The following is a 14,254-nucleotide window of genomic DNA, read 5'->3' on the forward strand; positions in this document are numbered from 1 at the left end:
GCGGGGCTCAGACCGCCAGCCGGCCGCCGTCGACCGGGAGCACCGCGCCGTGGACGAAGCTCGCGTCACCCGCGGCCAGGAACGCGATCGCCGCCGCGATCTCCTCCGGGGCAGCCACTCGCCCGGCCGGGCCCGCCGCCGCCAGCTCGTCCAGGCCGTCGCCGAACGCCGCCGTGCCTTCCGTGCGGGTCGGGCCCGGGCTGACCGCGTTGACCCGCACGCCCGACGGGCCGAACTCCGCCGCCCACGCCTTCGTCATCAGCTCGATGGCCGCCTTCGACGCGCCGTAGGGCGCCATGCCCGCCATGCCGGCTGTCGCGACGATCGTGGACACGTTCACGATCGCGCCGTGGCCGCGCGCGGCCATTTCCGGCGCCAGCTCGGCGACGAGGTAGAAAGGCACCTTGACGTTCGTCGTGAAGACCGCGTCGAAGTCCGCCTCGGCGAAGGATTCGGTCGGCCCGGTCGGGAACACGCCGGCGTTGTTGACCAGCACGTCGATCGGCCCGCCCACCTCACGCGCCCGGGCCGCGAGGGCACGCGCCGACGCGGCGTCCTTCAGGTCCGCCGCGACGAAGTCGGCCTTGCCGCCCGCCGCGCGGATGGTCTCGACGGCCTCGGCGCCGCGCCCGGCGTCCCGGCCGGACAGCACCACGTGCGCGCCGAGCCCGGCCAGCGCGACCGCCGTCGCGCGGCCGATGCCGCTCGTCCCACCGGTCACCAGGGCCGTCGACCCGGACAGTTCCGCAGTCATGCTCAACTCCTTCGGAACCGGGGTGTTTCCCCGGTCGCAGAGTTCAAGCGAGGCCGCCTGCAAACCCTTCCGATCGAGCCTTCGGCCCTCCTTATGCCTCCGATCCGTTCCGCCGATGGTCTTCCAGCGCCGCGACGAACTCGGCGACGTCCCGCCGGCGCGACGTCGCCGGCCACACCGCCCAGGTCCGCCGGACGATCGGGTTCCCGGCCAGCGGCACCCAGCGCACGGTGTCCGGCAGCGGGTACGGCCACGCGGGTGGCGCGAACGCGTACGCCCCGCCCGCGCTGACCGCCGGGATCTTGAGCTCGACGATCAGCCGCTGCTCCTCCGGGACCTCCGGGCCGACGTCGAGGCCGTGGCTGCGCAGGATCGCCGCCAGCTCGTCGTACCAGGCCGGGCTGCCCGCACGGGGGAAGGCGAACCACTCCAGGCCGGCCAGGTCCTCCAGCCGGACCGGCGAGCCCAGCTTCTCCGCCAGGTCCGCGGCCAGCAGGACACCGACGTCCTCGGTCACCACGAGCGCCGCGTCCAGGTCGGGCCCGGGCGGCCGCTCGCGCACCAGCCCGACGTCCAGTTCGCCGGCCCGCAGCGCGGCCACCTGCGCCACCGACGACAGGTGCCGGGCCTGCACCCGCGTGTCCGGCAGCCGCGCGAGCGCCGAGGGCAGCAGCTCCGGCGGCAGTTCCAGGGGGACGCCGACGCGCAGCACGCCGCCGCCCTCCGCGGTGTGCCGGGCCATCGCGGCGAGCGCCTGGTCGTGGCGGGCCAGCACCGCGCGGGCCTCACCGAGCAGCGTCGTTCCGGCGTCGGTGACCTGCACGCCGGTGCTCGTGCGCACCAGCAGCCGGACGCCGAGCCGCCGTTCCAGCGCCGTGATCGTCTGGGACAGCGCCGGCTGGCTCACGTGCAGCCGGCGGGCCGCCTTCGACATCGCGCCCGCCTCGACGACCGCGACGAACGCCCGCAGCTCCCGGATCTCCATCAGCGGGCCCACCGGATCGGCAGCGACTTGAGGCCGTTCTGGAAGTTCGACCGCAGCCGCACCGGCTCGCCCGCGAGTTCCACGAAGCCGAGCTGGTCGAGCACCGCGTCGAACATCGCCCGCAGCTGCACCCGCACGAGGTGCGCGCCGAGGCAGAAGTGCGGGCCGTGGCCGAAGGTCAGGTGGTCGTTCGGGGTGCGGCCGACGTCGAAGGTGTCCGGATCGGGGAACACCGCCGGATCCCGGTTGGCCGACGAGAACCAGACCACCACCTTGTCCCCGGCGCGGATGTCCACATCGGACAGCCGGACGTCGGAAACGGCGGTGCGCCGGAAGTGCATGACCGGAGTCCACCAGCGCAGCATCTCCTCGACCGCCGAGGGCAGCAGCGATCGGTCGGCCAGGAGCCGCCGGTACTCCGCGGGGTGCGAGAGCAGCGCGAGCAGCCCGCCGGGCAGGCCGTTGCGGAGGGTTTCGTTCCCCGCCACGGAAAACAGCCAGAAGAGGTTCTCGAACTCGGCGAGGGAGACGCGGCCGCCGTCGTCGCCGACGTGCCGCATCAGGTTGCTCATCACGTCGTCGCCCGGGTGCTCGCGCTTGTAGTCGCCGAGCGCGTTCGCGTACGCGTAGAGGTCCGGCATGCCCGCGCGGGTCCGCGGGTCCGGCATCGACCCGGCCTGCCCCGGCGCCGGGCGGACGGCGAGCGCGGCCCGGGCGAGCTCGCTCACCTCGGAAACGGAAACCGTCGAGCTCACCGCGTACTCGGCGTCCTGGTAGCCGATCACCCGGTTGCTCCAGTCGTACATCAGCCGCCGGTCCTGTTCCGGCACGCCGAACACCCCGGCCAGGGTGCGCAGCGGCAGGTCGGCGGCCACCTGCGCGAAGTCGCATTCCCCGCGATCGGCGACCGCCGCGACGAGCTCCCGCGCCCAGCCTTCGATCTGCGACGTCAGTTTCGCGATCGCGCGCGGGGTGAACGCCTTGGTGAGCAGCCCGCGCAGCCGGCCGTGCTCCGGCGGGTCCATGTTCAGCATCATCCGGCGCACGTAGGCGAGGTCCGCCGCGTCCCGGATCTGCGTCCCGCCGAGCTGGGAGGAGAACACCCCGGGGTCGCGCAGCACCCGCCGCACCTCGGCGTGGCCCAGTACGGCCCAGAAGTCGTCGACGCGCACCACCGGGCCGGCGCGCCGCAGCCGCGCCAGCTCGTCGTACGGGACACCTCGCACATAGGTGTCCGGATCGGTGATCGTCACGAGGCGACCCTAGCCGCGCCCACCGACAGTTTGGGAAGCTGCGCGGATGGACACGCTCAACATGCGCACCGGCGGCAAGGGCGAACCGGCCGTCCTCCTCCTGCACGGCCTCGGCGCGACCGGCGCCGTCTGGGCCCACTTCGCCGTCCTGCTCGACCGGCGCGTCCTGGTGCCCGACCTGCCGGGCCACGGCCCGTCCTCGCCGCTGCCGCACTACAGCTTCGCCACGTTCGCCGAGGCGGTCGCGCGGGCGCTGCCGGACGGCGGCCCGCTGATCGTCGCCGGGCACTCGCTCGGCGGCGTGCTCGCGCTGGAGCTGGCGTCCGGCCGCTACGACGTCGAGGTCGCCGGGGTGCTGGCCCTCGGCGTGAAGGTCGAGTGGAGCCAGGACGACCTGAACCGCGCCGCGTCGTTCGCCGCCCGGCCGCCCCGGGTGTTCGCGACGCGGGAAGACGCCGAGCAGGCCTACCTGAAGGTGTCCGGGCTGCTCGGGATCGCGCCGACCGACCCGGCCGGGCTTCGCGAGACCGAGGGAGGTTGGCGCCTCGCGATGGACCCGGCCGCGTTCGGCCTCGGCGCACCGGACATGCCGGCCCTGCTGGCCGGGGCGCGCTGCCCGGTCGTGCTCGCCGCGGGGGAAAACGACCCGATGAGCCGTCCGGAGCAGCTGCGGGCGCTCGATCCCGACGCCGTCACGCTCGCCGGTCTCGGGCACAACGCCCACGTCGAGGACCCGGCCGCCGTGCGGGCCCTGCTCGAGCGCTTCGGCGTGTGAAGTTCCGGTGCAGCCGTCGTACCCCACGCGACGGCTGCTCCGCGAACCCCTCGCCACCACCGGACGCCAGAAAGCCTAGGAAAGCGTGGTGGACGAGCGCCTGTACCGCCGCTCCCCGCCGCCGTCACCGTCCGTACCTGCGGAAACGGTTATCTTCGCCGATCGGTGGTACAGCTCGGGCGGCACGATCGTGATGCTGGAGAGGTACGTTCCGCTCGGGGCACGCAGGAGAGGACGCCTGTGGACGAAGGCCTGTCGTTCGCCGGATGGCTGCGGGACCGGCGTGCTCTCGCCGGCCTCACCCAGGCCCAGCTCGCCGAGCGCGCGGGAGTGAGCCTGCGCGCGGTGCGCAACGCCGAGCTCGGCAGCGTCCGGCGGCCCCGGCCGGCGACGGCCCGCAAGCTGCGGGAAGCGCTGGCCGAAGCGCCGCCGGAGCCCGTGCGGCTCGGCGTCCTCGGCCCGTTGACGGTGACGCGGGGCACCGAGAGCGTGGAGATCGGCGCGGAGAAGCAGCGCCTGCTGCTGGCGCTGCTGGCCCTGCAGCCGAACCGGACCGTCCGGCGCGAGGACCTCGTCGACGTCATCTGGGACGAGCCGCCGCCGTCGTGCCTGGAGCTGCTCCACACCTACGTCGCGCGGCTGCGGCGGGCGCTGCGGCCCGCCGACCTCATCGCCACGGACAAGGGCGGCTACCGGCTGGCCGTCGGCGAGGACGAGCTGGACCTGCTGCGCTTCGAAGCCCTGCTCGCCCGGGACGCGTTGAAGGAGGCCCTGGAACTCTGGCGCGGCCCGGCGCTCGCCGACGTCGAACGGCTGCGCCAGCACCCCGCCCGGCTCGCGCTGGCGATGCGGCGCGCCAAGGCTGTGCTGGCCTACGCCGGGGTCGCCGACCCCGAAGACGCGGCGGTGCAGCTGCGGGTGCTGACCGCCGAGGAGCCGCTCAACGAGTCGGCGCACGCCAAGCTGGTGCTGGCGCTCGCCGCGTCCGGGCGCCAGGCCGCCGCGCTGGACGTCTTCGAGGAGGTGCGCCGGCGGCTGGACGGCGAGCTCGGCCTGGAACCCGGCCCCGAGCTGCGGGCGGCCCAGCGGCAGGTGCTGCGGCAGGACTTCGCCGCACCGGAGCCGCCGGCCCGGGTGCCGGCGCAGCTGCCCGCCGACGTTCCCGGCTTCCGCGGCCGGGCCGCCCAGCTGGCCGAGCTGGACGCGTTGTTGCGGCGCGACGACGGCGACACCGGCGCGCGCATCGCCGTCCTCTCCGGCACCGGCGGGGTCGGCAAGACCGCGCTCGCCGTCCACTGGGCGCAGCGCGTGCCCGCGGAGTTCCCGGACGGCCAGCTCTACCTCGACTTGCACGGCTACGGCACGGTCCGGCCGGTGGACCCGGGCGACGCGCTGTCCGGGTTCCTGCGCGCCCTCGGCGTCGCGGGCGCGGACATCCCCGCCGAGCCGGACGAGCGCGCCGCGAAGTTCCGCACCGCGCTCACCGGGCGGCGGATGCTGCTGGTGCTGGACAACGCGAACGCGGTCGGGCAGGTCCGTCCGCTGCTGCCCGGCTCGCCGACCTGCCTGGTGCTGGTGACCAGCCGGGACGCGCTGCCCGGCCTGGTCGCCCGCCACGGCGCCCGGCGGGTGCTCGTCGACCTGCTCACCGAGACCGAAGCCCGCGACCTGCTCCGGGCGCTGCTCGGCCCGCGCGTCGACGACGAACCCGAGGCCGCCGCGGCGCTGATCGGGTACGCGGCCCGGCTGCCGCTGGCCCTGCGGCTGGTCGCGGAGCTGGCACTGAGCCGGCCGGGCGAGCGGCTCGCCGCCCTGGCCGCCGAGCTGGCCGACGAACGGCGGCGGCTCGACCTGCTCGACGGCGGCGGTGACCCGCTGACCGCCGTCCGCGCCGTGTTCTCCTGGTCCTACCGCAACCTCGCGGCCGACGCCGCGCGCGTGTTCCGGCTCTGCGGCCTGCACCCGGGCCGCGACCTGACGCCGCCCGCGCTGGCCGCGCTCGCCGGCGTGCCCCTGCCGGAGGCCGAACGGCTGGCCGGTGTCCTGGTGCGCGCCCACCTCGCGCAGCAGACCGGTGACGACCGCGTCCAGCTGCACGACCTGCTGCGCGTCTACGCCGCCGAGCTCGCGGCCGGCGATCCCGCCGAGAGCCACGAGGCGCAGCAGCGGCTGTTCGACTTCTACGTCTCCTCGGCCGGCCAGGCCATGGACGTCGTCCTGCCGCAGGAGCGGCACCTGCGGCCGCGCGTGCCGGACCCGGACGTCAAGGTGCTCGACGCACCGGCGTGGCTGGAGGCCGAGCGCCGCAACCTCCTGGCGGTCGCCGCGCACGCGACGCGGCACGGCTGGCCGGACCACCTGCGGCTGCTGTCCGGGATCCTGTGGCACTACCTCGACGTCGGCGGTTACCACGAGGAAGCGCTGGTCCTGCACACGCACGCGTCGGCGCTGGCCCACCACACCGGCGACCGGGCGGCCGAGGCGGAGCCGCTGATCCTGATCGCGCTGGGCCACTGGCGGGTGGGCCGGTCGCCGGAGGCGCTGCGGTACCTGGAGGAGGCGCTCGTCCTCGCCCGGGAGACCGGTGACTGGCGCACGGAAATCCACTCGGTCAACACCCTGGGGCTGGTGTGCCGGGCGCTGGGCCGGTTCGCCGAGGGGATCCGGTACTCGACGGAAGCGCTCGCGCTGGCCAGGAAGACCGGCGACCGCACCAGCGAAGGGCTGGTCCTGGTGGTGCTGGGCTGTTCCTGCCGCGGCATCGGCCGGTACGGCGAGGCCATCGGTCACCTCGAGGAGGCCCTCGGGCTGGCGCGGGACATCGCCGACCGCACGAGCGAGGGCTACGCGCTGGTCAACCTGGGCGACTCGCTCTCGGCACTGGGCCGGCACGACGACGCCGTCCGGGCCGTGGAGGAAGGGCTGGTGCACCTGCGCGCGATGGGCGTCCGGGTGAGCGAGGGGTACGCCCTGGGCATCCTCGGCGACGTCGAGCACGCGCGCGGCCGGTACGCCGAAGCCGCGGCGCACCTGGAGCGGGCGCTGGAAATCGCGCAGGAGACGGGAAGCCCGCCCAACCGCAGCGTCGCGCTGAAGCACCTGGGCGACGTCCGGCTGGCGGAGGGCCGGCACGCGGAAGCCGCCCGGCACCTCGAAGAGGCGCTGAGCCTGGCCCGTGAATGCGGTGACCGCGGCGTCGAATCCCGCGTGCTCAACAGCCTGGGCAGCCTGTCCGCCGCGCGCGGAGCTTCCACGGACGCGCTGCGGTACCACCGTGAAGCCCTGGCCGTGGCGAAGGAAACCGGCTGCCGTCCCGAACAGGGCCGGGCCCACTGCGGGCTCGGTGAAGTCCACAGCGGACTCGGTGACCCGGAGGCCGCGCGCGAGCACTGGGAACGCGCGCTGGCCTGTTACGCCGGGGAATGCGTGCCCGGCGCGATCCGGGTCCGCAACCACTTGACGGCCCTGGAGTGTGTCGCGGGGTAGCCGGGCCGCCGGGCGGCGAGGTCGCTTTCGAGGCGTTCCAGGTCCCGGTCGACGACGTCGGTGCTGCCCGCGAGCCGCGGCCGGGGACGCCGGGCGATCACGTCCTGCTCCCGGTGGCCTTGAAGAACGCGTAGTGGAAGGTGCCGTCTTCGCCGGCGGTCCGGTGCAGGTCCGCGACCCCGCGGTCCCAGCGGTCCTGCGTGATCAGCCCGCGGGCGACGGCGGTTTCGCCGACGCCTTCGACCATCGCGGTGAAGGTGTCGCGGGTGAACCCGGCGACCAGCCCGGGCCGCGACGCGTCGACGTAGACCGTCCGCGGCTCCACGGTGACGTCGCCGAACCCGGCGCCGGTCAGCAACGGGTGGAGACGACGCCCGATGAGCGCGTCGCCGCCGGCGTCGGCCTGCAGCCGGACCAGGCAGTCGATCGCGGCCTGCGCGTGCTCGCTGCGCGGGTGGAAGAACGCCGAACCGTGGTCGCCCTCGATGACGGTGATCGTGCCGCCCGGCCGCAGCAGGGTCTTCAGGTGCGCGAGGGCTTTCTCCGGCTCCGGCAGGTGTTCCAGCACGAAGCAGACGAAGACGTGGTCGTACTCGCCGTCCAGGTCGAACAGGTCCGCTCGGCGGAAGTCGACGCCCTCGACCCGGGTTTTCGCCTGCCGCAGCGACGCTTCCGAGACGTCGACGGCGGTCAGGTGCGCGCCCGGGCTGCGGGCCACGAGGTGGACGGTCTGCGCGCCGACGCCGCAGCCGGCCTCCAGCACCCGGCTCCCGGCGGGGTAGGCCGTTCCGGCGTGCAGCAGTTCGGCGAGGGTGTCGGCCTGGTCGCCCAGGCGGCGGGTCTCGGGTTCGGTGTACCCGTGCACGTAAGCGGTGTCCATGAGCCCAGCGTGCTGCGACAATGGTCCGATGGACAGAGCCAAAACCCCGCTCTCTGAGGGGTCCATAGGGTCGGACTTCCTCCAGCTGGACGTCCGCGAGGCACCGCCGGGCGGCCTGGCGGACTGGCTCGCCGGACAGCTGCGTGCGGCGATCGCCGACGGCCGGCTCCCGGTCGGCGCCCGGCTGCCCGCGTCCCGGGTGCTGGCCGCCGAGCTGCGCGTGTCGCGGGGTGTGGTCACCGAGGCCTACCAGCGGCTGATCGACGACGGCCACGCCGCGGGCCGCGGCCGGGCGGGCACGGTCGTCGTCGCCGCGCCCGTGCTGCCGCCGGACCCGTCGCCGGACTCACCGGCCGGTTCGCCGGTGATCACGCCCCGGCCCGGGGTGGCGGTCTTCGACGCGGTCCGCGCGGCCCCGGCCCGGATCGACCTCACCCCCGGCGTCCCGGACCTGACGGCGTTCCCGCGCGCGGCGTGGCTCCGTGCCGAGCGGGCGGTGCTGGACGAGCTGGAGCCGTCCCACTTCGGTTACGGCGACCCGCGCGGCGCGCCTTCGATGCGGCTGGCGGTGTCGCACTGGCTGGCGCGCAACCGCGGGATCCGCGTCGATCCCGGTGAGATCATCGTGGTGGCCGGGGTCGCGCAGGCGTTGACGCTGGTGGGCGCGGTGTTGCGGCAGCACGGCCTGCTTTCGGTGGCCGTCGAAGACCCGAGTTCGCTGGGGGCGCGCCAGCACCTGCACCACTGCGGCTTGGCGACGCCGCCGGTCCCGGTGGACGACGACGGGCTGCTCGTGTCCGAGCTGCGCGCCCCGGCGGTGTTGCTGACCCCGGCCCACCAGTTCCCGATGGGCGTGGTGCTGGGCGGCGAGCGCCGCCGCGAGCTGATGCGCTGGGTGGCCGGCGGCGGCATCGTCATCGAGGACGACTACGACGCGGAGCACCGCTACGACCGCGCACCGGTGCCGGCGGTCCGGTCGATGGTGCCGGAGGTCTGCTACACGGGAAGCGTTTCGAAGCTGCTGGCACCGGCGCTGCGCGTCGGCTGGCTGCTGGCGCCGCCGCGCTTCCGCGACGACCTCGTGGCGGCGAAGCGGTTCGCGGACCTGGGCAATCCGGTGCTGGCCCAGCTGGTCCTGGCGCGCTTGATGGAAACCGGCGAGCTGGAGCGCCAGCTGCGGGTGGTCCGCGCCCGGCACCGCCGTCGCCGCGACGCGATGATCCGTGCTGTCGCTTCCGGCTTGCCGGGCGCGGTGGTCCACGGCGCGGCGGCGGGCCTGCACCTGACGATCACGTTCGACGCCGACATCGACGACGTCGCGGTGGCGGCGGCCGCGCTGGCGGCGGGGGTGAAGGTCCAGCCGCTGTCCTGGCACCGGCAACGGCCGGGACGGCCGGGGCTGGTGCTGGGGTACGCGGCCCGGACGGCGACGGAGATCGAAGAGGGCGTCGCGGTGCTCGGGCAGCTGGTCAGGCGCTCATGGCCGTGACCACAGAACGTGCCGCCTACTCGAACAGGTGCCGGTTTTCCCGGCTCCAGGCGAGCCGGCCCGCCAGCTGCTCGAGATGGCCGTCGGCAGCCCAGCCGGCCTGAGGCTGGTGCCCCGCGTCGGCCAGCCTCCGGACCTGCGCGAGCACGGTCCGCTGGACGTCGATCACGGCATCGACCAGTCCCGACGTGGACGTCAGGCTGTAGGCGCCGGCGAACACCTCCAAGCGGTGCCGCCGGTGAGGGGGACGAGGATAGCGCAGCGACCGCAGGCATTCGGCGTCATCGCGGAAGGGAGCGACGTATTCCAGGGCGTAGCAGACGTCGTGCAGCCGGGGTGCGGGACGGGCGTAGTCCCAATCGAGGATGCCGACCGGCTGCTCCCCTTGCCAGACGACGTTCCACGGACCGAAGTCACCGTGGCAGATCACCTCGCTGCCACCGGTCCCGGTCGTTCCGCCGAACCACCTGGACTCCGGCGGCGGCCGAAAGCCGGCCACCGCATCGTGGTAGTCCCGCAGCAACCGGGCGAACCTCGCCAGACCGGCATCGCCGACCACCTGCGCCCAGCCCTGCGGGCCGGACTCACCCTCCAGATAGGTCAGCACCTCGCGGCCTTCTTCGTCGAGGCCCAGGACACGAGGTGCCCACCGGAAACCCACGGCCTCCAGGTGGCGGAGCAGCGCGTGGACGGCCGGCGACCACGGAAACGTCGGCCGGCGGACGGTGTCGCCGATCCGCACCACCCGCCGATGTGGCCGGTCCTGCAACACCTCTTCCGCGGTCACGCACCCGAACGGTACTCACGGCGCCGCCCGCCTCTGCCGGTCCTCTCGCCGTGAGGGGGACCCCCGGTTTCAACGTTACCGGGAGGCACCGACAGTTCCCGGCCGCACGACTGGAGTTGTCCACACCCCGACCCCTAACTCTCGAGTTGTGCACAACCCCCGCCGTAAAGAGTCCTCAAAGGACAGTCAAGCGGCTGTGATCATGCTCTCCCGGGCAATTCGCGCTGTTGGTTGCCATACGCAAGCAAGTTGCTTAGCCTAGCTAAGGGACTTTGCGAGCAGAAGGGTTGCACAGTGGCGGAGCGCCGGACGTATTCGATCGCGGAACTGGGGCCGCGGTACAAGTGGATCGCGCTGTCCAACACGACGCTGGGCATGCTGATCGCCACGATCAACTCCTCGATCGTGCTGATCGCGCTGCCCGACATCTTCAAGGGCATCGGCATCAACCCCCTGGAACCGGCCAACACGAGCTACCTGCTGTGGATGATCATGGGCTTCCTCGTGGTCACCGCGGTGCTGGTGGTGAGCTTCGGCAGGCTCGGCGACATGTACGGCCGCGCGAGGATGTACAACCTCGGTTTCGCCGTCTTCACCGTTTCCTCCATCATGCTGGCCGTCACCTGGTTCGACGGCGACGCGGCCGCGTTGTGGCTGATCGGCTGGCGGATCGTGCAGGGCGTCGGCGGTGCCTTCCTGATGGCGAACTCCTCGGCCATCCTCACCGACGCCTTCCCGGCCAACCAGCGCGGGCTCGCGCTCGGCATGAACGGTGTCGCAGCCATCGCCGGTTCGTTCCTCGGCCTGGTCGTGGGCGGGGTGCTCGCGCCGGTCGACTGGAACCTGATCTTCCTCGTGTCGGTGCCGTTCGGCGTGATCGGCACGGTCTGGGCGTACCTCAAGCTGCACGACACCGGCATCCGCAAGCACGCGCGGATGGACTGGTGGGGCAACATCACCTTCGCCGTCGGCCTGATCGCGGTGCTGATCGGCATCACCTACGGCATCCAGCCGTACGGCTCGTCCCCGACCGGCTGGGGCAGCCCGTTCGTGCTCAGCTGCCTGATCGGCGGCCTGGCGGTGCTGGTGGCGTTCGTGATCATCGAGTCGAAGGTGGACAACCCGCTGTTTCGCCTGTCGCTGTTCCGGATCCGCTCGTTCACCTGGGGCAACGTCGCGAACCTGACGGCCTCCCTCGGCCGCGGCGGGCTGCAGTTCATCCTGATCATCTGGCTGCAGGGCATCTGGCTGCCCCAGCACGGCTACACGTTCGAGCAGACGCCGCTGTGGGCGGGCATCTACATGCTCCCGATGACGGTCGGCTTCCTGCTGGCCGCGCCGACGTCGGGCATCCTCGCCGACCGGATCGGCAGCCGCCTGCTCGCCTCCACCGGGCTGCTGATCACGGCGATCACGTTCCTGCTGCTGATCATCCTGCCGGTGAACTTCGACTACTGGGCGTTCGCGGCGATCCTGCTGGTCAACGGCATCGGCATGGGCATGTTCTCCTCGCCCAACCGCGCCGAGGTGATGAACAGCCTGCCGGCCGACGCGCGCGGCTCCGGCGCGGGCATGATGACGACGTTCCAGAACGCGGCGATGGTCCTGTCGATCGGCTTCTTCTTCAGCTTGATCATCGCGGGCCTGTCTTCGAGCCTGCCGTCGACGATGAGCCAGGGCTTGATCGAGCACGGCGTCCCGGCGGCCTCGGCGGCGCAGATCGCGAACCTCCCGGCGGTGGCGGTGCTGTTCGCGGCGTTCCTGGGCTACAACCCGATCCAGCAGCTCCTGGGCGGTCAGCTGTCGTCGCTGCCGCCGGACCAGGCCGCGTTCCTGACGGGCCGCAGCTTCTTCCCGAACCTGATTTCGGGCCCGTTCCAGTCGGGATTGGCGGTGGCGTTCGGCTTCGCGATCGTCGTGTGCCTGATCGGCGCGGTGGCTTCGCTGCTGACGAAGGACGCGCGCCCGGAGAACGGCGAGTCGGTGGGGGAGGAGCTGGCCGCCGTGGCCGGGGAGTCGGGTGGCGGGCCGAGCGAACTGGTGTCGCCGTCGACCGAACGCTGACGACGATGCGAGGAAGCCGGGTGCCGGGTGGCACCCGGCTTTCCTCGTGATTCCGCGGGGCCCTACGTCCAGTCCGGCGACAGGGTGACGCGCACGGAATTGATCAGGTCTGTCTTTTCCGGCCCGACGCGGGCAACGGTCACTGCGTAGACGACCCCGTTGATCCTGACGTGGTCGCCGTCGTCCAGCTGGCCCTTCTTGGCGGCGTTCAGCACGTCCGTCGGTGCCGGAGCCGACGTACCCGATCGCGCTTTGCCCTCTTGCTGCCACCGTTTGACCGGAAAATCCGGAACGACCGTGGTGGCCGCTGGACCGGACGGCGCCCGAGGTGCCGGGGCGGCGGCCGCCTGGGGGCCCGGGGCAGGCCGGATCCCCGGAGAGCCGGCGATCTCCGCCAGCTCCGAAGCGAGGAAGGCATGACCACTGCGCCCGTCCGGCGCGATCGTCTTGACGATCCCCAAGCCGTTTGTGCCCTGGGCATGGCCGATGACAGCGATGCAGAAGACCGTGTAACTGCCGGCGGCACAGTTCCTCAACTCGACCTCGCGTCCGATCCAGGAGTCAGTCGATCCCGTGGATTCGCCGGCCATCAATTCTTCCAGGCATATCCGAGTGATGTCGGGAAGGGCCGCGCGGACCGCGTCCACCACCTTGCTGAAACCGGTTCCCGGCGGCCAGAAGTTGTTGACCGCCTTGGTCTGGCCGAAGTCGAAGTGCCGGTAGGTGTGGCGTTGGCAGATGTGATGGACGGCCGCCTCGTCGACGGTCAGTGTCAGTGAGAATCCCCCGGCCGTGGTGGCCTTCCCTCGGGCGATGACCTCACCGCTCGACACGTACCCCAGGATATCTTCGGGAATCGCCCGTTCCTGCTGGAACAGTTTCGCACCGTCTCCGGCGCCCGGGAACCATCGCAGGCCTTTGCGCTGGTGCTGCTTGGTTTTCTCATCGTAGAGCCATTGTTCTTGGTTCGGACCGCTCAGGACGCCGTCGAGCTGCCGGTGCGCAGATTGTGCCGCTCGCAGGTGTTCGGTCATCTCTCGCCAGTCCTCGTCGTGGACGACTGGCTGAGCTTTCAGCCTGAAGTAGACGTCCTCGAGTTTCTTCAGGTGAGCGGACACCTCGTCCAGCCGTCGCTGCTGAGGCTGGTCGGGATCCGGCTCGGTGTCGGCGTCGAAGCCCATCCCCGGGTCGCCGGCCGGACTCGGCGGTCCCACCGACAGGTTGACCGCCATGTTCCACAGGAGTTTGTAGGGGTTACCTGCCGCCGCCTTGACCACCTCGCTGCCGGCGATCTCACAGCACGCCTCCCAGAACTCCTGCGCACCGGCATGCCCCGGGGTGTCGGCCGAGGCGTGCCAGGAGCGCACGAGCCCCAGGCCGCCGTCATCGACGATGCCGCTCAGCGTTTCCTTGGAAATCTTGTGGTGCAGCGCGCCCAGTCCCCAAGTGGCGGGCAGCGGCATGAGCCCCTTCTGCCTGTTGATCGGCTCGACCGCCCACCTGCTCTTGTCGGCCTGGGTCTTGGCGCTCGTCGGCGGTGGGTGACGCTGGACGCTCACCTCGGCCGGTACCGGCGTCGCCGGAACAGCCGGCGTGGTGGCGAGGAGGCTCGAAACGGTCCGGTTTCCCGCACCGCGTTGAAGGGCGACGACCCCCTTTCGGTCCAGCGGCCGAATCGGCGCAGCCGGAACCGGGGAATTGCCTTTCTTTCGCGCGCCGCCCTGCCCGACCCGCGCCCCGGGCTCAACGGGGCGATCGGTCACGCGGGGAATGCGGTCCAC

Annotated in this window: 10 protein-coding genes; 4 read left to right on the forward strand and 6 right to left on the reverse strand. The window is 72.5% G+C overall.

Annotated elements, in window-relative coordinates:
• Positions 1–7: 7 nt before the first annotated feature.
• The 3 genes from QRY02_RS47910 to QRY02_RS47920 form a co-directional block, all read right to left on the reverse strand.
• Positions 8–754 (reverse strand): SDR family NAD(P)-dependent oxidoreductase, encoded by a 747-nt coding sequence (locus tag QRY02_RS47910; RefSeq protein WP_285989305.1) that lies wholly within the window; start codon positions 752–754, stop codon positions 8–10.
• A gap of 91 nt (positions 755–845) precedes the next feature.
• Positions 846–1,739 (reverse strand): LysR family transcriptional regulator, encoded by an 894-nt coding sequence (locus QRY02_RS47915; RefSeq protein WP_285989306.1) that lies wholly within the window; start codon positions 1,737–1,739, stop codon positions 846–848.
• Positions 1,739–2,992 carry a cytochrome P450 gene (locus QRY02_RS47920; protein ID WP_285989307.1) on the reverse strand — a complete coding sequence of 418 codons (1,254 nt, stop codon included), beginning with the start codon at positions 2,990–2,992 and terminating at the stop codon, positions 1,739–1,741. The genes QRY02_RS47915 and QRY02_RS47920 overlap by 1 nt, the downstream gene beginning before the upstream one ends.
• A 46-nt stretch (positions 2,993–3,038) precedes the next feature.
• On the opposite strand from QRY02_RS47920, the gene QRY02_RS47925 reads away from it, so the two are divergent.
• Positions 3,039–3,767: an alpha/beta fold hydrolase gene (locus QRY02_RS47925; RefSeq protein WP_285989308.1), complete on the forward strand. Its 729-nt coding sequence runs from the start codon at positions 3,039–3,041 to the stop codon at positions 3,765–3,767.
• Positions 3,768–4,007: 240 nt separating this feature from the next.
• A complete protein-coding gene (locus QRY02_RS47930; protein WP_285989309.1) occupies positions 4,008–7,253 on the forward strand; it encodes a tetratricopeptide repeat protein in 3,246 nt (1,081 codons plus the stop codon).
• Positions 7,254–7,350: 97 nt separating this feature from the next.
• Here the strand turns inward: QRY02_RS47930 and QRY02_RS47935 are convergent, their stop codons facing one another.
• Positions 7,351–8,133, reverse strand: a complete 783-nt coding sequence (locus tag QRY02_RS47935; protein WP_285989310.1) for an L-histidine N(alpha)-methyltransferase — start codon at positions 8,131–8,133, stop codon at positions 7,351–7,353.
• 28 nt (positions 8,134–8,161) lie between these two features.
• On the opposite strand from QRY02_RS47935, the gene pdxR reads away from it, so the two are divergent.
• Entirely contained in the window at positions 8,162–9,622 is a 1,461-nt protein-coding gene (gene pdxR, locus QRY02_RS47940; protein WP_285989311.1) for a MocR-like pyridoxine biosynthesis transcription factor PdxR, read from the forward strand.
• A gap of 16 nt (positions 9,623–9,638) precedes the next feature.
• Here the strand turns inward: pdxR and QRY02_RS47945 are convergent, their stop codons facing one another.
• The gene (locus QRY02_RS47945) at positions 9,639–10,409 is read right to left on the reverse strand and encodes an aminoglycoside phosphotransferase family protein (RefSeq protein ID WP_285989312.1); all 771 of its coding nucleotides are present in this window, start codon (positions 10,407–10,409) and stop codon (positions 9,639–9,641) included.
• 294 nt (positions 10,410–10,703) lie between these two features.
• Between QRY02_RS47945 and QRY02_RS47950 the strand changes: the two genes are divergently transcribed.
• Entirely contained in the window at positions 10,704–12,473 is a 1,770-nt protein-coding gene (locus QRY02_RS47950; RefSeq protein WP_285989313.1) for an MFS transporter, read from the forward strand.
• Between the two features lie 62 nt (positions 12,474–12,535).
• Here QRY02_RS47950 and QRY02_RS47955 read toward each other — a convergent pair whose 3' ends face one another.
• Positions 12,536–14,254 carry a hypothetical protein gene (locus QRY02_RS47955; RefSeq protein ID WP_285989314.1) on the reverse strand — a complete coding sequence of 573 codons (1,719 nt, stop codon included), beginning with the start codon at positions 14,252–14,254 and terminating at the stop codon, positions 12,536–12,538.

Source organism: Amycolatopsis sp. DG1A-15b, assembly GCF_030285645.1.
Taxonomy (GTDB): domain Bacteria; phylum Actinomycetota; class Actinomycetes; order Mycobacteriales; family Pseudonocardiaceae; genus Amycolatopsis.